This is a genomic window from Thalassotalea sp. Sam97 (assembly GCF_041379765.1).
Classification (GTDB): Bacteria; Pseudomonadota; Gammaproteobacteria; order Enterobacterales; family Alteromonadaceae; genus Thalassotalea_A; species Thalassotalea_A maritima.
This window is the reverse complement of the sequence record NZ_CP166919.1, coordinates 1,571,245-1,595,077: the sequence shown is the minus strand read 5'-3', so window position 1 is coordinate 1,595,077 and position 23,833 is coordinate 1,571,245. Positions and strand designations below refer to the sequence as shown.

Sequence of the window (23,833 nt, the reverse complement as noted above, 5' to 3'; positions counted from 1 at the left end):
TGACTTAATCTGGGATAACACAGTGATGTTATGCCGTCGCGATAGGCAAGGAATGATCACTGCCCCACTCCGCCCAAGAGCCATCATATAGTGTGGTATGTGTTAAACCTACTTGCCATGCTACTAACATGACAATGCAAGCGGTAATGCCAGAACCACAACTAAATATTAACGGTTGCGCTGTCGCATCAACGTAATTGGAAAAAGCCTCGTCTAGTTGATTATCATCGATATATCGACGATTTGCTAATAGTGACGTGAAAGGCAAACACTGAGCACCTGGAATATGGCCGCTGCGAACACCGGGCCGAGGTTCGTTCACCTGCCCATAAAAACGCTCTTTTGAACGCACATCGACAAGCTTTGCTCCTTGATTGAGCGCCGGCAAAATATCATTTTTGTCTATCAGCATATGCGAGTTTAACTCAACCTCATCATTACCAACGATGACTTGTCGCTGTATATTGGTTTCGCTCACTGGGAATTGATAACTTTCACTGGTTGGCAAGCCTTGCTCTAACCATGCAGGCAGCCCCCCGTTTAATACATAAACATGTTGAAAGCCAAAGCATTTAAACGTCCACCAAGCTCGTGGCGCACTATAAATGCCCTGCGCATCATATAAAACAATAACGCTATCTGTATCAATACCTAAGCTCAAAAATACTCGTTGCATTTGCTCGGTGCTTGCCATTTTATGCAGTTGTGCATGTGTGCTGTCACACAAGTCGATTTCAACATTAACATAGTAAGCACCAGGAATAACCGGTTTGTGTTGATACACAAGCGGCTCGATGCCGATGATTTTATTCATGTCACATTCAATGACCAATACGTTATCATCGTCAAGGTGCTGGTGTAGCCATGCGACTGATACTAATGGTTTAGTTGCATTATTATCAATGTGAGGTTGTTTAATCATAGACTTAACGCCCTGTTTGTTGGTCTGCTCAAGTTTATCATTCTTGTAATACAACTCTTATATAGCCTTTATTAGACGCCGCCTAGATGTACAGTGATTGTTCAGTGGTTGTTGTAGTTAAGGTGTTGAGGTTGGCCCAGTCCACTCGTCTCGTTACCCGCGTTATTTAATGGCAACAACACACAAAACTATTGCAAATGATCTTTTATGGTTTTGGCAAGCTCAATCGAAATACCTGGTACCTTAGTTAATTCGTCTACCGATGCTTTTTTCACTTCTTGTAAGCCACCTAAAAACTTTAATAAGGCCTGGCGCTTTTTCGCGCCAATGCCTGGAATATCTTCAAGGGTCGATTTCTTCGCCACCTTGGCGCGTTTGGCGCGATGACCTGCAATAGCAAAACGATGCGATTCATCGCGTATATGTTGCACTAAGTGCAATGCTGGTGATGTTGCCGGTAACGAAATAAGCTGATGAGAGCCCGCCATGATCAATGTTTCCAATCCTGGCTTTCGTGATTCGCCTTTGGCAACGCCAATTAATAACGGCGTTTGTGCCAAACCAAGTTCAGCAAAAAAGTCTTCAGCTCGCGCCAATTGGCCTTTACCACCATCAATAAACACGATATCAGGAATTTTGTCACCGTCTTTAACTTTGCCATAACGCTTATGCAAAGCAAACGACATCGCGGCATAGTCATCGCCAGGGGTGATACCATGCACATTGTAACGCCGATAATCACTTTTTAACGGTCCTTCCGTATTAAACACCACACACGAGGCAATGGTCTGTTGACCCATGGTATGACTGATATCAAAACACTCAATGCGTTCAATCGGCTTCGCTAAATCAAACTCATTATTCAGTTCGCGAAAACGTGCTTGCATCGACTCTTTGTGACTATTTTTTACAGCCAGTGCATTTTCGGCATTGGTATTTGCTAACGTTAAATAACGCTTTCGCTCTGTTCGCACGTTGGCTGATAACTTAACATCATGCTCTGCTTGCTTAGATAACAGCTCATGCAATTGCGCTTGCGCGTCAATTGGCATCGGCAAAATGATTTCTTTGGCGATTTTGTCCTGACCAATGCCATCACCTAAATAGTGCTGGGCGACAAACGCCGTGATAATTTCTTCATCACTGGTATCATTGGGGATCACAGGAAAGTAACTCTTACTTCCCAATACCTTTTGCTCGCGAATAAATAGAATATGCAAGCAGGCTTGGTTTTTAAGACGGTAAAATCCAATCACATCGAGCTCGGCCGCGGTGCCAGAAACAAATTGCTGTTGCTGAACTTTACGCAACGTAGCGATTTGATCGCGATAATTGGCCGCACGTTCAAATTCCAATGCCTGACTAGCGGTTTCCATTTTACTCACTAGGCTCGCAATTACCTGCTCATTTTTCCCTTGCAAAAACAGGCGAGCCAGATCGACTTGCGCTTTATATTCGGCATCAGAGACTTTGCCGACACAAGGGGCACTGCAACGCTTGAGTTGATACTGCAAGCACGGACGCGAGCGGGCTCGATAATAACTGTCTTCGCATTGGCGAATTGGAAACAATTTTTGCATTAAGCGCAAACTCTCCCATACCGCTCCGGCAGTCGGAAATGGCCCAAAGTACTCACCCTTGACGCGCTTTCCTCCTCGGTGTGCACCAAGCTTAGGGTGACGATGAGCGCTGATCAATAAATATGGGTATGATTTATCATCGCGTAATAACACGTTGTACTTAGGTTGATATTTTTTTATGTAATTATTTTCTAATATCAACGCCTCGCCTTCAGTATGGGTAACGGTTACATCAATGGCGCGAATTTGATTAACCAAAGCTCGCGTTTTAACACTGCCGACATCCTTACGAAAATAGCTGGCTAAACGTTTCTTTAAGTCTTTGGCTTTACCCACGTAAATGACGTTTTGCTCACCATCATACATCCGGTATACACCACTTTGGTTGGTAACCGATGCTAAAAAGGCTTGGTGATCAAAAACGTTTTCGATATCAGACATAAGTTACAATTGGTCGGCCTTTAATAAACCATGACGGATCGCTAAATGCGTTAACTCCACATCGTTACTAATCGACAGTTTATCAAACATTCGGTAACGGTAGGTGTTAACTGTTTTTGTCGACAGGCTTAATTTATCGGAAATCGCCGCGACTTTGTCTCCACGCGTGATCATTATCATGATTTGTAATTCTCTATCGGATAATATCGACAAGGGATTTGATTCCGATTGATTCGTTAATGCCAGTGCCATTTGCTGGGCTACTTCCGGGGTAATATAGCGTTGTCCACAGCACACCGCTTTGAGCGCTTGGATCATTTCGCTTGCCGGCGTATTTTTCGTGAGAAAGCCCGATGCACCAATTTGCATCACCGTGCTTGGAAATGGCTCTTCAACATGAACGGTTAAAATAACAACGCGCGCATCTGGGTTATAGCGCAATATTTTACGTGTCGCCTCCAATCCCCCAATGCCGGGCATATTCACATCCATCAAAATGACATCCGGGTGATGCTCGCGACAATAGCTGACGGCCTCTTCACCTGATGATTTTTCTGCTACTACCTTGATGGCTTGAGAGTCTTCAAGTAACCGCTTAATTCCTTTTCGAACAAGCTCATGATCGTCGACCAACAGTGCTGTAATCACATCGTTTCCTTTATTGTTATAACTTTTTCTCGTTTAGCCAGTTATTTAACAAGCCGATTTGACCATTTTTATAGGCTGCATAAGTAATTCTAATTGCATTAGATAAAATAGTACTGTCATTCCAATCAGTTTGCTCACTGATCAATTTATAGCATTCAATCGCCTCAGCGCTTAAATACCCACGCACTTCTTTCTTGCCTTTTTGCTTTTGTCGTTCCCGAAAACGCTGTTGTTTTTCAGCATTGGTCAGAGCTGTTTTTACTTGCTTTTTTTCAGACATAACGCAGCCTCTCTGGTTTTTTCTATATGGTTACGGATAACCTAAATAATTGCAATCAATTTACATTTTTTTGTTGTTTAGTGTACGCCTGTACGCTAAAGTGCTGACTGTATTTTTTGGTCTCAGGACGCCTGATGACTATGCAACTAACAATAAATTAGAGAACAACATGATTGAGCAAAAGAACTCATACGACAAACAAGATTTGATATTAGCAGGTACAACTGACTTCTTTGGTGAAGGTAACTCTAAGCTGCCAGCTGACAATATGTTGATGATGGATCGCATTGTAAAAATTACCGAGGAAGGTGGTAAATTTGGTAAAGGCGAAATCGTTGCCGAGCTCGATATTAATCCGGATTTATGGTTTTTCGATTGCCACTTTAAAGGTGACCCTGTTATGCCTGGTTGTTTGGGTTTAGACGCGATGTGGCAACTTGTTGGCTTTTTCTTAGCATGGACTGGTGGCCCTGGCCGTGGTCGCGCATTAGGCGTTGGTGAAGTTAAGTTCACTGGGCAAATCTTGCCAACCGCGAAGAAAGTGACTTACCGTATCGATCTAAAGCGAGTCATCAAGCGCAAACTTTATATGGGTCTTGCTGACGGTACCGTTGAAGTTGATGGTAAAGTCATCTACACAGCGACCGATTTAAAAGTTGGCTTATTTACCGACACCTCATCGTTCTAAGCAAGGCGATTGGTGTAGAAAGGCAGCTTAGAGCTGCCTTTTTTTTGTACCTAAAACACGGACTACAGCCACGACAAAGGTTACCTTGGCTGTTGGTATTATACCAATTACACTAAGTTTGTGCCCAACTCAGAGTTAGGGCAGAGGTTCAGTTACAACATAGATTTCATTGATATAGTCATTCTATATTAATGAAATATAGGACCGTAAATGGGCCTCTGGTAAACTCCCTACGGGTGAGTTTTAAAGGCGTTTATGCTGCGTAACTGATTTTGACAATGGAATAACCATTCTCTGCAATCAAAGCCTTGCTTAAAAGCCTTTAAATTCTCACTGAATGAGCAATAACTTAATGTGATTGGTATTATATTCTGTCTAACAGGCCGTAAGATTATATTGTGCGCTTTCTCGCAACAACCATATCAAGTGTATCCATAGCAATTTACCAATAAGGTCAACAATAACTTGTGGCTACATACTGATATTCAAACGCACATAAAAAAAGCTAGCACCTAACGTTGCTAGCTTTTTCGTCAACGGTAAAACAGCGTGTGTCTTACGATTTTTCTTTAGGTAAAATTAGGTTTAATGCGATCGCCGAAATAGCGGCTAACGCAATGCCTTGCAGTTGGAATATGCCTAAATCAAAGCTCATACCACCTAAACCAAACACTAAAGCAACCGCGACGATGGCCATGTTCTTGCTCTTACTTAAATCGACTTGTGCGTTAATTAAGGTTTTCAAACCAACAACCGCAATGGCACCAAACAGTAAGACCATGATACCACCCATTACCGGTACTGGAATGGTTGACAATAAAGCGCCGGTTTTACCGACAAATGACAAAGCGATAGCAAAGACTGCAGCCCACGTCATGATCAGCGGGTTAAATGATTTGGTTAACGCAACCGCGCCAGTTACTTCAGAGTATGTCGTATTTGGTGGACCACCGAAAAATGACGCCACCGAGGTGGCTAAACCATCACCCATAAGCGTGCGCTTTAAGCCTGGCTTTTCTAAGTAGTCTTTACCTGCAACACTTGAAATCGCGGTAATGTCACCAATGTGCTCTACCGCAGGGGCTATAGCAATTGGTAAAATAAATAGGATCGCTTCCCAGTGGAATTCTGGCATGGTGAAGTTTGGCATCGCAAACCAAGAGGCGTTATTAACTGCATCAAAGTTAACAATACCAAAATAAAGCGATAGGATATAACCAACTGTTAAACCGGCTAAAATGGGCACCAATTTAAACAGACCACGACCAAGCAATGATACTAACACGGTAACACTTAGCGCCGATAACGAGACGATCAATGCAGTGGTACCATCGATTAATTGCACAGCACCATCACCAGTTTTACCCAATGCCATATTAACACCAACAGGCGCAAGGTTAAGACCAATAACCATGATGACAGGGGCAACAACAACCGGCGGTAAAATACGGTGGATGATTTGATTTCCTTGCCATGCAACAAGGCCACTTAGCAATACATAAAATAAACCTGCTGCTGCGAGACCTGACATAGTACTGGCAATACCCCAAGTCGCAACACCGTATGAAATCGGCGCTATAAACGCGAATGATGATGCTAGAAACACGGGTACTTGACGCTTGGTCACCAATTGGAACACCAATGTGCCTAAGCCGGCAGTAAATAAGGCTACATTCGGATCAAGACCAGTTAATATCGGTACAAGCACGAGTGCGCCGAAGGCTACAAATAACATTTGTAAGCCAAGTAACGGAGTTACAAAATTATTCATATTATTTGGTTCCAAAAATTTTATCACCAGCATCACCCAAGCCTGGGATAATGTAGCCTTTTTCGTTTAAATGATCGTCAACTGACGCGACATAAATATCGACATCAGGGTGTGCTGCGTGTAACTTATCAATACCTTCTGGCGCTGCAACTAGGAATAGACCTTTGATGTCTTTACAACCTTTGGCTTTAAGCAAGTCAATTGTCGCGATTAATGTACCACCAGTTGCCAACATTGGGTCGACAATTAATGCGGTGCGCTGTTCAATATCGGCTACGACTTTATCAAAGTAAGGCACAGCTTCTAGCGTTTCTTCGTCTCGATATAAGCCAACCACCGAGACTTTAGCGCTTGGTAGTAATGACATAACGCCGTCTAACATACCTAAACCTGCACGCAAAATTGGCACCAACGTGATTTTTTTACCCTTGATATGCTCGACATCAAGCGGTGCATTTTGCCAACCATCAATGGTTTTCGTTTCGGTTTCTAAAGTACGGGTTGCTTCATAAGTAAGTAGCGTGCCGATTTCAGAACACAATTCGCGGAAGTTTTTTGTACTAATGCCATTTGCTCGCATAAGGCCAAGCTTATGTTGAACCAATGGGTGCTTTATCTCATATACCGCCATGATCGTCCTCTATAAGTCAAAAGGTAGGTGAATAACCGGCGCATTATATGCTAAACCCCCTTCTTACTGTATGGTTGTTAACCTTTATTTACGATTGTTTACCTTAGTTAACAAGTCAATTAAGGCACGCCACGGGCAATCAAAGCCAATAAATTATCGAATAAAGCCAGTGTTACACGGAATTTCACACAAAAAAAAGAGCGCCACTGCGCTCTTTTCAACCAACCATATAGGTTGCTACATTCGACGACGAAGTCCGGCAATGGCAAGTAGCAGCAATGACCACAAGCCCATACCCGCTCCCTTACGTTCTACCGTTTGCCCTAATTCTTCTCGACAATCGTTAACAGTGAAGGCGCCATCTACACCAACAGGTGTCAAATAAACAGCTCGAAGTACATTGTCGACTTCACCGTCAACAACGTCACCTTTAACATCGCGTTTATCAACCTCAACCCATGCTGTGGCAAGGATTTCGTTATTTTCATTAATATCGCGCGCTTCAACAATCGTGTATCTTTGCTGGTCATCGCAACTTAAAAACTGATTCACATCGTAAAAGCTATCTGAATCGATGTCGTACAAGAACCCGTGACGACGACGCGGTGTCTGAGCACTGTCGATAAACGTTTCTACCTCGCCTTCACCAACAATAATGTTGTTCTCATTTATCGCGTGAGGGTAACTTGCAGATCCTTTAAAGAAATCAGTTGGAAATATCGGCGTAATGGTTTCATCGTTCGCATTTGCGTAAAAGAATTTTGTGCGCTGTTTACCATTAACATAGGTGGACATATACCCGGTAAACATCCCTTGGTTATTGATATCAAGGGCGCGAGATTCAAAATAATTCTCACGATCAGTAAAATCGATTACTTCACTATCCCGAAATACCGCAGCAAATTGTCCGACACGTTCGGTTTTTGATGGGTTACTCTCATTGCGATCCCACCAAAAATGCGAATAACCGACGATTAATCCATCATCATTAATAGACGTAGCGGCACTCGTATACGGACGCTCGTCGTCCTCATCGATATTGGTGACACCGGTACCTAAATCAATGATATCAGTTATACTTCCTGATTGATCAAGTTGCCACATAACAGCATTCGAGTAATATAAACTTGAGCGTTGCAGCTGAATACAGACTTCTTTTGGGTAGTCATCAGCATTTTCATCACAAACCTCGCCTTCTGCTTCAATGTTTTCCAGGGTATTCGGGTTTAATGCTACCGATGAGACACCGACAGCCTGACGATGACTGTTAACATCGAACATGGCCGAAATACCACCATACTTATCTTCTAGCGGTGTCAAGCCAACAACGGTTTGTCCATCAAAGCTGATCCAACCGCGTTGAGAAAACTCACTCACCCAGTATACAACCGGTTCATCGCCGCCGGCATCGAACGGCTCTAATGGCAAGTAAGGGGCAGATGAATAACCAAAAACCCAACCATCATCAGTCATCCCTTGGGCAACATCCGTGGTCGAGCGAGTTAATATATCGGTATTTGGAAATGGCTTATCAAAGACGTTTAACTGGGTCGATTGTTGACTATTATTGTCATAAACATACACATAAGCATCACCATATTTCTGATACGTTGCGCCGCTAAGTGAACGCAACCAACGTAAAGCCCATGCCAAACCATTTGCATCCGGCGTTCCTGCGCGCAATAACGTTTCGGAGTCGCCTTCAATTTTCACCAGTTCGAAAATGGATTCTTCGTTACGCACTGAGTAGGCAACGATCGAGTCAAAGTCGTCTTCATCAAGATATTGAAATTGTATCGGAAAGTTATAGGTTGTTTGCCCTGCAACAACTGCCTTGCCAATATTGGTTTGTTGCACACCATAGGTATTTACCACATCATCAATGGCGGTTAATTCTTGGATTTGATAAGACACGGCCTCTTCTGCTTGCACAGGCAACATAGCTGCTGAGACACTTAACGCCAATAGCGATTTGATTAAGCTTTTCATTTACTACTATTCTCTTGATATTCTTCTAATTCTTGCCAACGATCAAACGCTTTATCTAACGCTTCTTCTGATTGTTGTAATTGTTCTAATACGGTTTTGGTTAGCTCGCTGTCCTGACTAAAAAAACCAGGGTCATTTACTTGTTGTTGTAACTCTTCAATACGAGTTTCCAACTCATCTATCAGTAGTGGTAACGATTCTAACTCGCGTTTATCTTTATAAGAAAGTTTATTTTGTGTTTTCTGTGGCTTTTTATTACCACTGTCTACCGCTTTCGTTTTTTCTTTGATGGTGCTTTGGGCTTTTTGTTCCGCTTGCTGCTGCAAATATTGCTCAACATCGGAATATCCGCCGACAATTTGAGCAATATTGCCACTACCGTCAAAATATAAACAACTATTTACACAGTTATTGACGAAATCACGATCATGACTAACCAGCAGTACAGTACCAGGGTAGTTGGCGACCACGACTTCTAAAAGCTCAAGCGTCTCGATATCCAAATCGTTGGTTGGTTCATCGAGAATCAACAAATTACTAGGCTTAAGAAATAACTTTGCTAACAACAGCCGATTACGCTCACCACCGGATAACGCACGAACAGGCGTACGAGCTCTTTTCGGACTAAACAAAAAGTCTTGAAGATAGCCTAACACATGTCGGGTACGTCCGTTAACCGTAACTTCTTGTTTTCCATCAGCTACAGCATCTTGGACCGTTTGATTGACATCAAGCTGGTCACGATATTGATCAAAATAGGCTACGTCAAGGTTAACACCTAAGCGCATTTTGCCACTGCTTGGTTGGAGCTGTTCAGTGATCAACTTCAATAACGTTGATTTACCCGTACCGTTACCACCAATTAGAGCGATGCGATCACCGCGCATGATCAATAGGTCGAGATTTTTGATGATGTTTTCATCGGCAAATGACATGCCTAAGTCGAAACATTCAAACACTAATTTACCGCTACGCTCACCTTGGGCCAACACCATATCGCTTTGTTTGCGTACGTCACGACGAGCTTTGCGTTCAAGACGCAATTTTTCTAACGCTCGCACTCGGCCTTCATTTCGAGTCCGTCGTGCTTTAATGCCTTGTCTTATCCACGTCTCTTCGTCGGCAAGTTTTTTATCAAACAATTGATTTTGTTGATCTTCAACCTGTAAATCGTGTTCTTTTTGTTCTAAATATTTGTCATAGTCTCCTGGGTAACTTTTTAATATGCCGCGATCAAGATCAACAATACGGGTTGCAAGTGAACGGATAAAAGCCCGGTCATGCGAGATAAAAACGATTGTGCCATTAAAGCCTTTAAGGAAATTCTCTAGCCATAATACACTATCTATATCTAAGTGGTTGGTTGGCTCATCAAGCAATAACACATCAGGATTGGTCACAAGCGCTTTTGCTAAGGCAATTTTACGTAACCAGCCCCCTGATAATGACGACACATTTTGCTCACCATTTAGCGACAATTTGCTCAGCACTTGTTCAATACGCTGCTCATCTTCCCATGCATTATTTTGCTCAAGCTGTGTTTGCACTTTAGCAAGGTTATCAAGGTTAGGTTCACTTGCATCCGTGGCTACCTGTTGCAGAGCCACATGGTAACGTTGAATCAGCTCTGCATTATCTTTCAAACCTTCAGCGACATAGTCAAAAATACGTTGGTCGCAACTTTTAGGTGGGTCTTGGGCCAACATGGCAACGTTGATGTCATTCGAGAACACCAATTCGCCGTCATCCAACACAACGGTTTGATTGATAACTTTCAATAGTGACGATTTGCCCGTACCATTGCGGCCGACTAAACAAACCCGCTCACCGGTATTAATTCGTAATTCGCTATTATCGAGTATTTTATCTTCGCCAAACGCCAGTTCAGCATTAGTTATTCTTATCAGTTCCACGGATAAACTCTTGTAATTGCCTATAATCAAATGGCCAATATAAGGCCACATGGCTTTCAATATGCTCCAATACAGGGATCGACGTGCTATACAAAGCCACTAGTGTTTCATCGTCGATAATATCAATCTGTTGATATTTGTCTTTGATGAGCATATCACATAGCGCAGCGGCGTCGTCGCACAAATGACACCCTTCAGTGCCATACAGCGCATAGTCTTTGCTGATCGCGATTGTCATCGTTATAACTTCACCCGCTTTATTAGCCAGCTGTTATGGATATGTTTATTGCGTTTAAAATCAAAATCTAGGGTTTTTTCACTAAGATTAATGGCTTCAAAGCCGAGCTCAGCCATGGCCTCAAAGTCCATTTTAAAATTGCGTTTATTATTGGTGAACATCAACTCGCCGTCCGTATCAACGGCGTTCATGCCCAACGTGATTAGCTCTACGTGGTCGCGTTGAACATCAAAGGTCTCATTCATACGTTTTGAATTTGAAAACGTTGGAGGATCAATAAACACAAAATCGAACTTTTGACGATTATTTTTCAACCACTGCAAACAATCTGCTTGAATAAATTGATACTTATGACCGCGCAACTTGTTCAGCTCAAAATTGTCTTGGGCCCAGTCAAGGTACGTTTTTGACATATCAACGGTTGTAACCAAATCGGCACCAGCAAGCGCTGCTTGTACAGATACCGAACCGGTGTATGCAAACAAGTTAAGAACACGCTTTCCTTTGGCTTTTCGAGCGACAATTTGACGGGTTTTACGGTGGTCCAAAAATAAACCCGTATCGAGATAGTCCCAAATATTCACTTTCAATAAAGCATCGTATTCTTTAACGATTAAGGTTTGCTTGGCTTTATTTAGCTGCTGGTACTGATTCTTGCCTTTTTGCTTGGCCCGAACTTTTACGGCAACCTTGTCGGTATCAACGCCCAGCACTTGCGGCGCAAAGTAAATCACTTCTTGTAAACGCTCTGCCGCTTTTTTGTCATCGATATTTTTTGGTGGCGCATATTCAAATATCACTAAGTGATCCGCATAAACATCAACAGCAACATTATATTCAGGGATATCTGCGTCATAAATACGATAACAATTAATATCGTTTTGCTTTAACCATGACTTAGCTGACTTGATATTTTTTCGTAGCCGATTCGCAAAAGCACTTTGTTCACCCGAGAATGACGTTTCTTGCGGCGTACGCTCAATTTGCTTATCATCAATATGGTATAGCGCCATTTGACAGTCTAGCGGGCCATTCTTAAATTTGTAGCGCTTAAAGCTCGCTAATTTTAGTAAGCTAAGCATTTCTGTGTTTGAGGTAATTAATGCCACCTGCCAACCTAAAAACTTAGCCTTGAATTGCTTGCCAAGCTCGGTAAACGTTGCGATTAGTTCAGGTAACGAGCCTAAACGTTCACCATAAGGTGGATTAAACAGTATCTGTCCTGGTGTCTTGAAAGGGTTTTCTAAGTGTTCCGCTCGACCTTGTTTAAATTCGATAAGATGACTTAAGCCAGCGTTTTTCGCGTTGCTACGCGCGGTCTTAAGCACGCGCTCATCCATATCAAAACCATACACTTTGGCCTTACAAGCCGCGAGACTTTGTTCAGAAGAGGTTTGCTCTTCTTGCAAAATGCTTTGAAAAGTGGCCTCATCATGTTTACTCCAACCTTCAAACCCCCAACTGGAGCGGTCGATACCTGGCGAGATCCCAGCGGCCATTGATATCGCTTCTAATAATAATGTGCCAGAACCGCACATCGGATCAATTAATGGTTTTGAGGTATCCTCGAGCCAACCAGAGCGAAGCACCATCGCGGCCGCTAAGTTTTCTTTGATAGGAGCAGCGCCTGTGTGTTCACGATATCCACGTTGAAACAGTGCACGACCTGAAAAATCTAAATAAAAGACAACTGAGTTTTTTAGTAGACGCGCCTGAATACGAACGTCTGGTTGAAACTTTTCCACACTTGGTCGGTTCAAGCCTTTGTCACGAAAACTATCAACAATGGCGTCTTTTACCGTTAGCGCACCAAATTGTGAATCGCGAATGTGTTCGTTCTTACCAACAAAATCCACCGCAAAAAATTTGTCATCGGTAAAGTGGCGTGACCAACTGATCACTTTTGCCGCTTCATATAAATCGTCTTTGGTTTTAACTGGAATAGGATCCGATAAAGCCAACAACACACGACTCGCTAAGCGAGTTTTAAGACAAATGCGATAGGCTGTATCTACAGTTGCTTGAAAATAAACCCCTTCCGGTTTTTGCGTGACTGATTCGCCACCGAACGTTGCGATCTCTTCGGCAAGCAATTGCTCAATACCAAAAGACGTAAGCGCCAAAAATTGATTCATAGTAACATCCACAATAAAAATTGCTGTGAATTATAAAGGATAGCGATAGATTTGTCTTACTTATGTCAATCAACTGATTAGGCTTTGTGCAGTTGTAATATATTCAATGCCTATATAACACTTACAGCGTGATGACTTATTCAGCAAATGCCTAATAGTTAGACAAACAGCGCCTGTATCCCACCACAAGCACAAAAATGTGTTGCAATTGCCTATCGCAATCACTATAGTACGCTTCGTTTTCGGACGCGGGATGGAGCAGCCTGGTAGCTCGTCGGGCTCATAACCCGAAGGTCGTCAGTTCAAATCTGGCTCCCGCAACCAATTCCTTATAGAATGAATTAAAACTTCTATGGCTTTGTTTTATAAACACTTATAAAACACATTCGGACGCGGGATGGAGCAGCCTGGTAGCTCGTCGGGCTCATAACCCGAAGGTCGTCAGTTCAAATCTGGCTCCCGCAACCAATTCCTTATAGAATGAATTAAAACTTCTATGGCTTTGTTTTATAAACACTTATAAAACACATTCGGACGCGGGATGGAGCAGCCTGGTAGCTCGTCGGGCTCATAACCCGAAGGTCGTCAGTTCAAATCTGGCTCCCGCAACCAATTCCTTATAGAATGAATTAAAACTTCTATGGCTTTGTTTTATAAACACTTATAAAACACATTCGGACGCGGGATGGAGCAGCCTGGTAGCTCGTCGGGCTCATAACCCGAAGGTCGTCAGTTCAAATCTGGCTCCCGCAACCAATTTCTTGTAGAACGAATTAAAACTTCTATGGCTTTGTTTTATAAACACTTATAAAACACATTCGGACGCGGGATGGAGCAGCCTGGTAGCTCGTCGGGCTCATAACCCGAAGGTCGTCAGTTCAAATCTGGCTCCCGCAACCAATTTCTTGTAGAACGAATTAAAACTTCTATGGCTTTGTTTTATAAACACTTATAAAACACATTCGGACGCGGGATGGAGCAGCCTGGTAGCTCGTCGGGCTCATAACCCGAAGGTCGTCAGTTCAAATCTGGCTCCCGCAACCAATTTTCTTATAGAATGAATTAAAACTTCTATGGCTTTGTTTTATAAACACTTATAAAACACATTCGGACGCGGGATGGAGCAGCCTGGTAGCTCGTCGGGCTCATAACCCGAAGGTCGTCAGTTCAAATCTGGCTCCCGCAACCAATTCCTTATAGAATGAATTAAAACTTCTATGGCTTTGTTTTATAAACACTTATAAAACACATTCGGACGCGGGATGGAGCAGCCTGGTAGCTCGTCGGGCTCATAACCCAAAGGTCGTCAGTTCAAATCTGGCTCCCGCAACCAATTCCTTATAGAATGAATTAAAACTTCTATGGCTTTGTTTTATAAACACTTATAAAACACATTCGGACGCGGGATGGAGCAGCCTGGTAGCTCGTCGGGCTCATAACCCGAAGGTCGTCAGTTCAAATCTGGCTCCCGCAACCAATTCCTTATAGAATGAATTAAAACTTCTATGGCTTTGTTTTATAAACACTTATAAAACACATTCGGACGCGGGATGGAGCAGCCTGGTAGCTCGTCGGGCTCATAACCCGAAGGTCGTCAGTTCAAATCTGGCTCCCGCAACCAATTCTTTTAAACGTTTCTGATTAAATGCGATTAATAAGATACACTTATTGTTGACGAGGACGTCAGTTCGCTAATACAAGAACCGGCTCCCACAACCAATCTTATTAAGTAATTCCCTTCAATATATCTACGCTCTATTTCCTAGATAATTTAAACTGATAACCAAGTCATTGAATATCAATATCCCTACATTCATTTTTTAGTTTTCACTTGTTTGCCATCAAGCGATACCGGTATCATAATGTGGGCATAATCTGTATCCCCCCACATCACATAAGGTCCACCAACATTTGGATCATCCGTGATCTCAGATAGCATGGCTTTAGGTACGATAATCATAATATGCGGGCCAGTTTCAACATAGTCTTCAGCATTTTGGTGATCCGCATGGTAAGGTGTTGAATTGCTCACACCTGATCCCGTCGGCTCACCTTGCAACATGTATGAAATACCTATCTTATCTGTCGCGAACGGCTTCTGTTGCCCTATCGCCTGCATCATCTTCATCCACGTTTGGTCATTACACATCGGTGCTTTATCACCAGGTAGCGTATCGGGTAAGCAAGTCCAACCGTTGGTGCCTTCCGATAACACTCGACCATCGGTATCAATAACCGTAGCTAAAGCACTAACGCTAATCGGTGCGGCAGATTTTGCCCGTTCAATTTTGTCTGAATCAGATTCTTCGGCGTGAGTCATTGAAACCGTCAACAGCGATGTGATTAAAACAAGCTTTACTGGTATTTCCATTAATAATTTGGTCCAGATATTCATAACATGCCCTTCTCTCTAAATAATCGCCATCATGCGTTTCATTTGAGCACAGATAATTGATACAAATGATACACTTCGGCATACATAGCTAAGCTGGCCAAGTAGTAAACAGCGCTTGGCATCAGTCAATGCTCTAAGTATGATGGACTAACGCAAAGTTGCAATTTAGGCTGTTACAAGCACTCTCAAAAAGAGTTATCAAGCAATTAACACGAACACGACATAGGAATGTAACTTTGTGCGGGTCTTGTGATTAACGGTTAAGGAGACAGGCATGCTGATTTATAGTCACGAAACACTCTGGCAAGTGCATCACATCAAACAACTATTACATATGCATGGTATTGATTGCCATATAAGAAATGATAACTTAACCTCATTAGCCGGCGAAGTGCCTATTACTGATACATGGCCAGAGCTTTGGCTAGTGGATAAAGAACAAGCCCCACAAGCTGAAAAAATAATTAAAGAGACCTTGACCAACAACTCTAGTGCATTACCCGCTTGGAAATGTGAGCAGTGTCAAGAAGTTAACGAAGGACAATTCGCCATATGCTGGCAGTGTGGTAACATGGCGTCCAAATCATAGCAATTGGAGTATCATAAGTAATGGTGCCACTTAAACTCGGAAGATATCAACATTTCAAAGGTAATTTTTACCAAGTATTGCACGTTGCAAAGCACAGTGAAACCGAAGAAGATTACGTTGTTTACCAACCATTGTACGGTGAGCAAGGTGTGTGGATTCGTCCATTGAGCATGTTTACGGAAATCGTTGAACGAGATGGCAAAACAGTAAAGCGGTTTCAGTATGTTGGTGAAAGCAACTAACATTCCCCCCTCATAGCCGCCATCCCCTGAATTAATTTTTATTTTTATCAATAACGTAGGTAATAACGAAGCCTAAATACGTCGGGTTGCAATCATGATAAGACGCAAACATCGCTACTGCTTGCCAATTGAGCTACTTAGCGAATTTGTAGCTGCCCTTGTAAAGATTGGCAACTACTTTTAACTTTAGTTGCTAATCTACCCGCAATATTAATTTTCCTATGTTGTCATTTTGACTCATACGCTGATGTGCGGTATCGGCTTCATGCCATGAATAAACCGTATCAATAACCGGTGTTAGCTGTTGAAGAGTGATTGCTTGGTAAAAGTCGTTACAAAAGTCACTAACCAATTGCGCTTTATAGGCATCACTACGATTGCGTAATGTCGACGCCATAATCGTCGCCCTTTTCGCCAACATTTTCGCAACATCAAGCTGAGGACAATAACGACCACCAAGTATCGCTAATATAACAATACGACCATCCAAGGCCAAACAGTCAATGTTTCGGCTAAGTTGTTCACCCGCAACGATATCAACAATGACATCAAAGCCTTGTTTCATGTTGATTTTCTGCCAATCTTTAATGTCTTGCTGTTTGTAATTAACAACATGATCTGCGCCAAATCCCTTTGTGGCTTGCGCTTTAACGGGGTTACTGACGGTGGTCGTGACAATTGCCCCGTTTGCTTTTGCTAATTTGATTGCAGCGCTTCCTACCCCGCTTGCACCGCCATGGATCAACACGGATTCCCCCGGAGTAAGGTTGGCAAGTGTAAATAAGCTTTGATATGCGGTAAGAAATACTTCAGCGAGTGCTGCGCCTTGCTCGTAGGAATAATGCTCTGGCAGTTTGATAATGTGATCAGCATTAATTTTTGCAAACTCTGCGTAACCGCCGCCTGCCACCAGACCACATACCCGATCGCCTATCGTTACGTTATGGACCAAGTCGCCAACAGCCACTACATCTCCACAGACTTCGAGTCCTAAAATATCAGATTCACCTGCAGGGGGCGGATACTTTCCGGCTCGCTGCAGCAAGTCAGCGCGATTAATACCTATCGCCTTAACGTTAATTAATACTTGATACGGGTTAATTTGAGGCAAAGACGTTACAGCAAACGCTAATGCTTGCTGTCCGGTTACAGAGATATATTGCACAGTAGTCTTTAGAATTGTTATTGGTAGTGTTAACTGTAGCGTATTTTAACCAATGGCAAAATGGTTAATATCACGCGGGTTAGTTGATTCAATATCAACATGTTCTACGTCCGCTTCTTCTGGGCCGGTTTTGAGCCATTCAAGCATCTCTTCGACATTACTTTGTTCACCACACACCATCACTTCTAAACTACCGTCTTCTAGATTATGTGCATAGCCACTCAATCCCAGATCTATTGCCATATTTTGTGCGCTAGCGCGAAAGTAAACCCCTTGTACTTGGCCAGTCACTTTAGCAATGTAACAAACTCTCATTTTTTGTCCTTTTGTTATTTTTGCTGGAAAGTAAAATTGTGAAAGCATGCGACTTTTATTACAATCAATACACTTTTACCCACTTAAGAAAAATATAGTATGCCTGCTCGAATTGTGTTAAATCCGTCGCGAGAAAAATCATTATTGCGTCGCCACCCTTGGGTATTTTCTAAGGCCATTAAAAAGGTCGAAGGCAAACCTATCGCTGGCGAAACAGTTGATATATATGATAGTCGAGGAAATTGGATTGCAAAAGGCGCTTACTCTCCAGAATCACAAATTCGTGTACGAGTATGGAGTTTTGATGAAAGCGAAACCATCGATCGTCAATTTTTTAAAAAACGCTTTGAACAAGCAGCCCGTTTGCGCGAAAAGCCTATTATCGATGGCCAACTAACGGGCTATCGATTGATCGCCGGCGAGTCAGATTACCTGCCTGGACTCACCATTGATGTCTATAACACCATCATCAGTTGTCAATTGCTTAGCGCCGGCGTAGATTTTCACCGTCATACCATTTTTGACGTACTACAAGAGCTATATCCAGCTCATGCGATTTATGAACGTTCTGATGTCGACGTACGAAAAAAAGAAGGCATGGAATTAAACAAAGGCTGGATCAGCAAGCCATTAGCGTCAACGGAAACCGAAATCATCGAGCACGGCATTAAAATCAAAGTCGATGTTGAGCAAGGTCATAAAACCGGTTTCTACCTAGATCAACGCGACTCGCGTGTTGCCGCTGGTCGCTATGCGAAAGGTAAAACGGTATTAAACTGCTTTAGTTATACAGGCACCTTTTCGCTGCATTGTACCAAGGCTGGTGCAATGCAAGTTGATAACGTCGATGTATCACAAACCGCCCTTGATTTGGCTAAACGTAACCATGAGATAAATGGCTTAGACACCAGCAAGGTTAACTTTATTAAAGAAGATGTGTTTAAGCTGCTTCGTGAATACCGAAAACAAGGTAAACAATACGATATGATCATTCTTGATCCTCCAAAGTTTGCCGAATCGAAAGCGCAGCTCAAAGGGGCGTGCCGAGGCTATAAAGACATCAATATGTTAGCCATGCAATTGTTAAAGCCTGGCGGTACCTTACTAACGTTTTCATGCTCAGGCTTAATGGAGTCATCACTATTTCAAAAAATCGTTGCGGATGCGGCGCTTGATGCCGGACGCGAAGGACGTATCATTGAGCGTTTGCAACAAGCGGCTGATCACCCTATCGCCTTAAGCTTTCCTGAAGGCTACTACTTAAAGGGTTTAGTCTGTCAAATTGACTAAACCTTTGTTCAGCAACGCTGACAACAACGAAAACGTAAAAGGCCTGCATCTATCAATGCAGGCCTTTTTTACACATAACTGTTTATTGACGCTAAGCCGTTAATCAAAGGTTGCTCAGCGTCGTTATAATGTGAGGCAATCTGATTTAATCGTTATCGATGATCTCTGCCGCCAATAAAAATAGATCACTATTTTCTTGATCGCAACGGACTACCTTAACCATACAATCTGTCAATGGTACTGACATCTGATCATCGCTATCTAAATGGATTTTTATCAGGGTGCCGATCTCAACCGGATGCGTAATTTCTAGCGCAATTCCTGTTTCACTGATATCTCGGCAGTTAGCCGATGTCTCCAAACTCACCTCGTCATCCATTAAGATGATGGTAATTTGTTGATTGACCATTGTCCGAAAGCACAATCTGCTATCATCAAATCCTTGCTCAAAATGCTGCATAGGTACCCCAGTTGATAAAGTAACGCGATAGACATGACATACCACATGAAGACAATCCCCTAGCTTGGCATATCATGATTACGCTTTACTTGTTATAGAAAGTTGTTAATAGCTTGTCAACTCATTTATAACTATGGTGATGTAAGGATGTCTCGATATCCGCCACGAATACCAATGGTTATTAAACCATTGTCCCTACTCTTCCGTTTCATCAGCAACGCCACCAAGCTCACCCAACACATACCCTGACTCGCTTTATGACAACGCGCTAATCGCCATTTTGATGCGCTTTAAAGATACCGGCACATTCGTGCCAAGGTTTTGCGCAAATAGCGACACCCGAAACTCTTCAATCATCCATCGAATCGCATCAACTTGTTCATTAATGGGCTTATTTTTAGGTTGCTGATTTAGCAGAGCGTCATACAACGCTTGAGCTTTGTCGATTTCTAACATCTTCAAACGATCAGCGTTGGTATCAACCGGCAGTTTCTCAAGGCGTCGCAAAATACCTTGTAAATAACGAATGATATCATTTAATCGAGCAACACCACTGGCTTGTACAAAGCCTTTGTAAACCAAGTTATCTAATTGCTGTTTGATGTCGCCATGGGCTTGGATCATATTCAAGGCAACATTGCCTTTGAGCTTTTTAGCTATCTCGTGTCGCGTGGTTAAAATCGCTTCCAGTTTTATCGCACATGCTAATACGGCATCAGCTATGTCAGCACGCACCAAATCACGTGCACGGCTATACTCAGATTTACTGTAAGGGATCGCTTGATGTTGTACCAATAAATCTTCGGTGCATGCCACCACACAGTCATCAAGTAAATCAGCTACTTTACCAAATGGATTAAAATATAACCCAAGCTTTGCTTTATTTGGTAAATTCGCCTCTAAGTATTTAATTGGTGATGGAATATTTAACAACACCAAACGTGTCGCTCCTTTGCGCATAGCTTGCTCTGCTGCTTGCTCGTCTTCGAACAGTTCTATGGCTACATCTTTTTTATTATCGACCAATGCTGGATAAGCTTGCATGGTGATATTAGCCATTTTCTTTTCGTAAGACTTTGGTAAGGTTTCCATATGCCAATCAGTGATATGCTGTTGTTCAATGCCTTTTTGCGCCACTTGTTTGATCGATGCCTTAACCTGACCTTGAAGCTGCTCCTGTAATGCCGTTAGATCACGACCTTGAGCGAGTAACTTGCCCTTATTGCTGAGAATTTTAAAGTTCATCTGCAAATGCGGTTCTAGACCTTGCAAATCAAAGCTACCTTCTGCAATACGCACCCCGCTCATTCGCAACAAGTGCTTGGTAAGTGCTGCGCTTAACTCGCCCATGTCTGATGAAATGGCATCAAAACACGCCTTGGCATAATTCGGTGCAGGAACAAAGTTTTTACGTAACTGTTTTGGTAACGAGCGAATCAATGCGGTGATCAACTCCAAGCGCATTGCCGGAATTAGCCATTCGAATCCTTTATCCTCAACCTGATTGAGTACCCCAATTGGAATATTAACGCTCACGCCGTCATCGTCAGCGCCTGGTTCAAAGTGATAACTTAACGGTAATGTGAGATTGTCCTGCTGCCATGTTTTCGGATAGTCGTGCTGAGCTAAACTATCGTCAGACTTAAGTAGCATTTGTCTGCTAAAGTCCAATAACTTAGGTTGCTGCTTGCTCTCCTTGCGCCACCACTTAACAAAACCGGCTTGATTGACCACGTGCTCAGGAATACGTTCAAGATAAAACTGCACGAGCGCCTCCTCTTCAACCAAGAAATCTTTACGCCGCGCTTTATCTTCTAAATCTTCCACAGCACGCACAAGTTGTTGGTTGCGCAGTAAAAATGGTTCGTTTAGTGTGGTATCGCCATGAACAAGCGCTTCAAGTACAAATAATTCCCGACAAGTCTGTGGTTCAATTTTCGCAAACGGTACTTTACGCTTGGGTACAATGACGAGACCATACAAACTGATTTGTTCAAAGGCCATGACTTGGCCTTGTTTTTTCTCCCAATGAGGTTCGGAGTAACTGCGTTTAAATAAGTGCCCTGCTAACGGCTCTAACCAATGCGGTTCAATTTTGGCGCACATACGTGCAAATAGTCGACTGGTTTCAACTAACTCCGCTGCCATTAACCATTTTGGGGTTTTCTTTGCTAAGCCAGAGCCAGGAAAAATGAAAAAGCGTGAATTTCGCGCGCCTTTGTACTCTCGGTTTTCATCGAGATTACCAACATGGCTTAGCAAACCCGATAATATGGATTGATGAATGCGCATCTGTGCGCTTTCATCGCTAATATCAACGCGGTCAAATGCCCAGCCTTGCTCTTTGCAGGTCAACCGTAGTTGACTGATAATATCTTGCCATTCGCGAATACGAAGATAGCTTAAGTATTCTTTTTTACACAGCTGTCGAAATTGATTATTACTAAGTGCTTTTTGCTGAGTTACGACATAATCATATAGATTCAACAAGCTCATAAAATCCGAGCTTTTATCTTTAAAGCGCGCATGGGCTTGGTCGGCTGCTTGCTGCTTTTCCATTGGTCGTTCGCGTGGGTCTTGAATACTCACCCCAGCAACAACTATCGCAACCTGTTCAGCACAGCCTTGCTCAATGGCGGTTAATAACATTTTTGACAAACGAGGATCGACGGGGAGTTTTGCCAATTGGCGACCATTATCCGTTAGTTGAGCATTATCGTCTTTATGCCACACAACCGCGGCTAGCTCCTCAAGCAAACGTACGCCATCATTGATGTTGCGTTTGTCTGGTGCTTGTACGAATGGAAACTGTTCAATGGCGCCTAAGCCAAGTGCAAGCATTTGTAGAATGACCGTTGCCAAATTGGTACGCAAAATCTCAGGATCGGTAAACTCGGGACGCGATAAAAAGTCTTCTTCAGAATATAAGCGAATACAAACCCCGGCTGCGACACGCCCACAACGACCAGAGCGTTGATTCGCACTCGCTTGTGATATTGGTTCAATCGGTAAGCGTTGAACTTTGGTTCGATAACTGTACCGCGAAATTCTCGCCGTCCCCGGATCGATAACATAACGAATGCCCGGCACCGTCAATGATGTTTCCGCGACGTTTGTCGCCAGGACGATATTACGTCCCGTATGTGGGGCAAAAATTCGGTTTTGTTCGACAATCGTTAGCCTTGAGAACAAAGGTAATATGTGTGTATCTCTGAGCTTTTCTTTTTCTAGAGCACTCGCGACGTCACGAATTTCCCGTTCACCATTTAAAAACACCAAAATGTCGCCCATCGGCAATGCTGAAAGCTCATCAATCGCCGCGATGATCCCTTCGATATAATCACCATCTTGCTCATCAAGCGGACGGTAATGAATATCTACTGGGTAGGTACGGCCACTTACTTCAATAATTGGTGCATCAAAAAAATGTTTTGAAAACCGTTCCGGATCTATGGTTGCGGAGGTAATGATGACCTTAAGATCGGGGCGTTTTGGTAATATCTGCTTTATGTAGCCGAGAATAAAATCGATATTTAAGCTACGCTCGTGTGCTTCATCAATGATGATGGTATCGTATTGTCGCAACAAACGATCGCGTTGCATTTCTGCGAGTAAAATACCGTCGGTCATTAATTTGATGTACGTTTGCTCTGATACGTGATCGCTAAAGCGCACCTTGTAACCAACTTTATCACCTAAGGTTGTGTCTAACTCTTCAGCGATACGATTAGCAACGGTTCTGGCTGCTATTCGTCGAGGTTGGGTATGACCTATAAAACCTTCAACGCCACGGCCCAGTTCAAGACAAATCTTGGGTATTTGCGTGGTTTTACCTGAGCCTGTTTCGCCAGCGATGATAACGACTTGATGCTCACTGATGACTGTTTTGATGGGATCAACATGTTGCGATACGGGTAACTGCGCAGGGTAATGAATACGTGGTATCGATTGGCTTAAATGCAATTTACGAGCGATCGACTGCTCAATCGCTTGCTCAATCTTAGCCAACGCCGATAATTTATTATCGATGTTTTTTATTCGTGACGTGCCTTTTAAACGGCTGGCTAGCAAGAATTTGTCACATAAGCGGCATTGCTTTAGTTTATTCTGCAATGCGTCATGCATTTGTTCGATTTCTACC

Annotated in this window: 19 protein-coding genes and 10 tRNA genes; 14 read left to right on the top strand and 15 right to left on the bottom strand. The window is 42.9% G+C overall.

What is annotated here, in order from left to right; translation table 11 throughout:
- Positions 1 to 28 precede the first annotated feature (28 nt).
- The 4 genes from ACAX20_RS07060 to ACAX20_RS07045 all read right to left on the bottom strand — a co-directional run bounded on the left by ACAX20_RS07060 (position 29) and on the right by ACAX20_RS07045 (position 3,871).
- Positions 29 to 922: a sulfurtransferase gene (locus tag ACAX20_RS07060; RefSeq protein ID WP_371189468.1), complete on the bottom strand. Its 894-nt coding sequence runs from the start codon at positions 920 to 922 to the stop codon at positions 29 to 31.
- Between the two features lie 188 nt (positions 923 to 1,110).
- Positions 1,111 to 2,943, bottom strand: coding sequence for an excinuclease ABC subunit UvrC (gene uvrC / locus ACAX20_RS07055; protein ID WP_371189467.1), 1,833 nt, complete (start codon positions 2,941 to 2,943; stop codon positions 1,111 to 1,113).
- A gap of 3 nt (positions 2,944 to 2,946) precedes the next feature.
- Positions 2,947 to 3,591: a UvrY/SirA/GacA family response regulator transcription factor gene (uvrY, locus tag ACAX20_RS07050; protein WP_371189465.1), complete on the bottom strand. Its 645-nt coding sequence runs from the start codon at positions 3,589 to 3,591 to the stop codon at positions 2,947 to 2,949.
- Positions 3,592 to 3,607: 16 nt separating this feature from the next.
- Positions 3,608 to 3,871 (bottom strand): hypothetical protein, encoded by a 264-nt coding sequence (locus tag ACAX20_RS07045; RefSeq protein WP_371189464.1) that lies wholly within the window; start codon positions 3,869 to 3,871, stop codon positions 3,608 to 3,610.
- A 172-nt stretch (positions 3,872 to 4,043) separates the two neighbouring features.
- On the opposite strand from ACAX20_RS07045, the gene fabA reads away from it, so the two are divergent.
- Entirely contained in the window at positions 4,044 to 4,559 is a 516-nt protein-coding gene (gene fabA, locus ACAX20_RS07040; RefSeq protein WP_371189605.1) for a bifunctional 3-hydroxydecanoyl-ACP dehydratase/trans-2-decenoyl-ACP isomerase, read from the top strand.
- 556 nt (positions 4,560 to 5,115) lie between these two features.
- Here the strand turns inward: fabA and ACAX20_RS07035 are convergent.
- From ACAX20_RS07035 to rlmKL, 6 genes are all read right to left on the bottom strand, one after another.
- Positions 5,116 to 6,330, bottom strand: a complete 1,215-nt coding sequence (locus ACAX20_RS07035) for a uracil-xanthine permease family protein (protein WP_371189463.1) — start codon at positions 6,328 to 6,330, stop codon at positions 5,116 to 5,118.
- A 1-nt stretch (position 6,331) separates the two neighbouring features.
- The gene (gene upp, locus ACAX20_RS07030; protein ID WP_371189462.1) at positions 6,332 to 6,961 is read right to left on the bottom strand and encodes a uracil phosphoribosyltransferase; all 630 of its coding nucleotides are present in this window, start codon (positions 6,959 to 6,961) and stop codon (positions 6,332 to 6,334) included.
- Between the two features lie 237 nt (positions 6,962 to 7,198).
- Entirely contained in the window at positions 7,199 to 8,950 is a 1,752-nt protein-coding gene (locus ACAX20_RS07025) for a DUF3466 family protein (RefSeq protein ID WP_371189461.1), read from the bottom strand.
- On the bottom strand, positions 8,947 to 10,863 hold the full coding sequence (locus tag ACAX20_RS07020) for an ABC transporter ATP-binding protein (RefSeq protein WP_371189460.1): 1,917 nt from the start codon (positions 10,861 to 10,863) through the stop codon (positions 8,947 to 8,949). Before ACAX20_RS07020 ends, ACAX20_RS07025 begins: the two co-directional genes overlap by 4 nt.
- On the bottom strand, positions 10,841 to 11,101 hold the full coding sequence (locus tag ACAX20_RS07015; RefSeq protein ID WP_371189459.1) for a glutaredoxin family protein: 261 nt from the start codon (positions 11,099 to 11,101) through the stop codon (positions 10,841 to 10,843). Before ACAX20_RS07015 ends, ACAX20_RS07020 begins: the two co-directional genes overlap by 23 nt.
- A 2-nt stretch (positions 11,102 to 11,103) precedes the next feature.
- Positions 11,104 to 13,236, bottom strand: a complete 2,133-nt coding sequence (gene rlmKL / locus ACAX20_RS07010; protein ID WP_371189457.1) for a bifunctional 23S rRNA (guanine(2069)-N(7))-methyltransferase RlmK/23S rRNA (guanine(2445)-N(2))-methyltransferase RlmL — start codon at positions 13,234 to 13,236, stop codon at positions 11,104 to 11,106.
- A 247-nt stretch (positions 13,237 to 13,483) separates the two neighbouring features.
- Here rlmKL and ACAX20_RS07005 point away from each other — a divergent pair.
- The 10 genes from ACAX20_RS07005 (at position 13,484) to ACAX20_RS06960 (ending at position 14,857) form a co-directional block, all read left to right on the top strand.
- Positions 13,484 to 13,560, top strand: a tRNA-Met gene (locus ACAX20_RS07005).
- A 67-nt stretch (positions 13,561 to 13,627) separates the two neighbouring features.
- Positions 13,628 to 13,704, top strand: a tRNA-Met gene (locus ACAX20_RS07000).
- A 67-nt stretch (positions 13,705 to 13,771) separates the two neighbouring features.
- Positions 13,772 to 13,848: transfer RNA gene (locus ACAX20_RS06995), tRNA-Met, on the top strand.
- 67 nt (positions 13,849 to 13,915) lie between these two features.
- Positions 13,916 to 13,992, top strand: a tRNA-Met gene (locus tag ACAX20_RS06990).
- 67 nt (positions 13,993 to 14,059) lie between these two features.
- A tRNA-Met gene (locus tag ACAX20_RS06985) sits at positions 14,060 to 14,136 on the top strand.
- Positions 14,137 to 14,203: 67 nt separating this feature from the next.
- Positions 14,204 to 14,280 (top strand) — tRNA-Met (locus ACAX20_RS06980).
- A gap of 68 nt (positions 14,281 to 14,348) precedes the next feature.
- A tRNA-Met gene (locus ACAX20_RS06975) sits at positions 14,349 to 14,425 on the top strand.
- 67 nt (positions 14,426 to 14,492) lie between these two features.
- A tRNA-Met gene (locus tag ACAX20_RS06970) sits at positions 14,493 to 14,569 on the top strand.
- A 67-nt stretch (positions 14,570 to 14,636) separates the two neighbouring features.
- Positions 14,637 to 14,713: transfer RNA gene (locus tag ACAX20_RS06965), tRNA-Met, on the top strand.
- Between the two features lie 67 nt (positions 14,714 to 14,780).
- Positions 14,781 to 14,857, top strand: a tRNA-Met gene (locus tag ACAX20_RS06960).
- A 192-nt stretch (positions 14,858 to 15,049) separates the two neighbouring features.
- Here the strand turns inward: ACAX20_RS06960 and ACAX20_RS06955 are convergent.
- Positions 15,050 to 15,631, bottom strand: coding sequence for a hypothetical protein (locus tag ACAX20_RS06955; protein ID WP_371189456.1), 582 nt, complete (start codon positions 15,629 to 15,631; stop codon positions 15,050 to 15,052).
- Between the two features lie 274 nt (positions 15,632 to 15,905).
- Between ACAX20_RS06955 and ACAX20_RS06950 the strand changes: the two genes are divergently transcribed.
- A complete protein-coding gene (locus tag ACAX20_RS06950) occupies positions 15,906 to 16,220 on the top strand; it encodes a putative signal transducing protein (protein WP_371189454.1) in 315 nt (104 codons plus the stop codon).
- Positions 16,221 to 16,240: 20 nt separating this feature from the next.
- Positions 16,241 to 16,462 carry a DUF1653 domain-containing protein gene (locus ACAX20_RS06945; protein ID WP_371189453.1) on the top strand — a complete coding sequence of 74 codons (222 nt, stop codon included), beginning with the start codon at positions 16,241 to 16,243 and terminating at the stop codon, positions 16,460 to 16,462.
- Between the two features lie 193 nt (positions 16,463 to 16,655).
- On the opposite strand, the gene ACAX20_RS06940 is transcribed toward ACAX20_RS06945, so the two are convergent.
- A complete protein-coding gene (locus ACAX20_RS06940) occupies positions 16,656 to 17,627 on the bottom strand; it encodes an NAD(P)H-quinone oxidoreductase (protein ID WP_371189452.1) in 972 nt (323 codons plus the stop codon).
- Positions 17,628 to 17,672: 45 nt separating this feature from the next.
- The gene (locus ACAX20_RS06935) at positions 17,673 to 17,942 is read right to left on the bottom strand and encodes an acylphosphatase (RefSeq protein ID WP_371189451.1); all 270 of its coding nucleotides are present in this window, start codon (positions 17,940 to 17,942) and stop codon (positions 17,673 to 17,675) included.
- Positions 17,943 to 18,041: 99 nt separating this feature from the next.
- On the opposite strand from ACAX20_RS06935, the gene ACAX20_RS06930 reads away from it, so the two are divergent.
- Positions 18,042 to 19,232, top strand: coding sequence for a class I SAM-dependent rRNA methyltransferase (locus ACAX20_RS06930; RefSeq protein ID WP_371189449.1), 1,191 nt, complete (start codon positions 18,042 to 18,044; stop codon positions 19,230 to 19,232).
- A gap of 145 nt (positions 19,233 to 19,377) precedes the next feature.
- Here the strand turns inward: ACAX20_RS06930 and ACAX20_RS06925 are convergent, their stop codons facing one another.
- Both ACAX20_RS06925 and hrpA read right to left on the bottom strand, forming a co-directional pair.
- Entirely contained in the window at positions 19,378 to 19,692 is a 315-nt protein-coding gene (locus tag ACAX20_RS06925; RefSeq protein WP_371189448.1) for a PilZ domain-containing protein, read from the bottom strand.
- 255 nt (positions 19,693 to 19,947) lie between these two features.
- Positions 19,948 to 23,817 (bottom strand): ATP-dependent RNA helicase HrpA, encoded by a 3,870-nt coding sequence (gene hrpA, locus ACAX20_RS06920; RefSeq protein WP_371189604.1) that lies wholly within the window; start codon positions 23,815 to 23,817, stop codon positions 19,948 to 19,950.
- Positions 23,818 to 23,833 lie beyond the last annotated feature (16 nt).

What these genes read in the sequence shown, in the direction of transcription:
- ACAX20_RS07060 (WP_371189468.1), bottom strand. Translation starts at nt 922, where the DNA reads ATGATTAAACAACCTCACATTGATAATAATGCAACTAAACCATTAGTA.
- uvrC (WP_371189467.1), bottom strand. Translation starts at nt 2,943, where the DNA reads ATGTCTGATATCGAAAACGTTTTTGATCACCAAGCCTTTTTAGCATCG.
- ACAX20_RS07045 (WP_371189464.1), bottom strand. Translation starts at nt 3,871, where the DNA reads ATGTCTGAAAAAAAGCAAGTAAAAACAGCTCTGACCAATGCTGAAAAA.
- ACAX20_RS07035 (WP_371189463.1), bottom strand. Translation starts at nt 6,330, where the DNA reads ATGAATAATTTTGTAACTCCGTTACTTGGCTTACAAATGTTATTTGTA.
- upp (WP_371189462.1), bottom strand. Translation starts at nt 6,961, where the DNA reads ATGGCGGTATATGAGATAAAGCACCCATTGGTTCAACATAAGCTTGGC.
- ACAX20_RS07025 (WP_371189461.1), bottom strand. Translation starts at nt 8,950, where the DNA reads ATGAAAAGCTTAATCAAATCGCTATTGGCGTTAAGTGTCTCAGCAGCT.
- ACAX20_RS07015 (WP_371189459.1), bottom strand. Translation starts at nt 11,101, where the DNA reads ATGACAATCGCGATCAGCAAAGACTATGCGCTGTATGGCACTGAAGGG.
- rlmKL (WP_371189457.1), bottom strand. Translation starts at nt 13,236, where the DNA reads ATGAATCAATTTTTGGCGCTTACGTCTTTTGGTATTGAGCAATTGCTT.
- ACAX20_RS06955 (WP_371189456.1), bottom strand. Translation starts at nt 15,631, where the DNA reads ATGAATATCTGGACCAAATTATTAATGGAAATACCAGTAAAGCTTGTT.
- ACAX20_RS06950 (WP_371189454.1), top strand. Translation starts at nt 15,906, where the DNA reads ATGCTGATTTATAGTCACGAAACACTCTGGCAAGTGCATCACATCAAA.
- ACAX20_RS06945 (WP_371189453.1), top strand. Translation starts at nt 16,241, where the DNA reads ATGGTGCCACTTAAACTCGGAAGATATCAACATTTCAAAGGTAATTTT.
- ACAX20_RS06935 (WP_371189451.1), bottom strand. Translation starts at nt 17,942, where the DNA reads ATGAGAGTTTGTTACATTGCTAAAGTGACTGGCCAAGTACAAGGGGTT.
- ACAX20_RS06930 (WP_371189449.1), top strand. Translation starts at nt 18,042, where the DNA reads ATGCCTGCTCGAATTGTGTTAAATCCGTCGCGAGAAAAATCATTATTG.
- ACAX20_RS06925 (WP_371189448.1), bottom strand. Translation starts at nt 19,692, where the DNA reads ATGCAGCATTTTGAGCAAGGATTTGATGATAGCAGATTGTGCTTTCGG.
- hrpA (WP_371189604.1), bottom strand. Translation starts at nt 23,817, where the DNA reads ATGCATGACGCATTGCAGAATAAACTAAAGCAATGCCGCTTATGTGAC.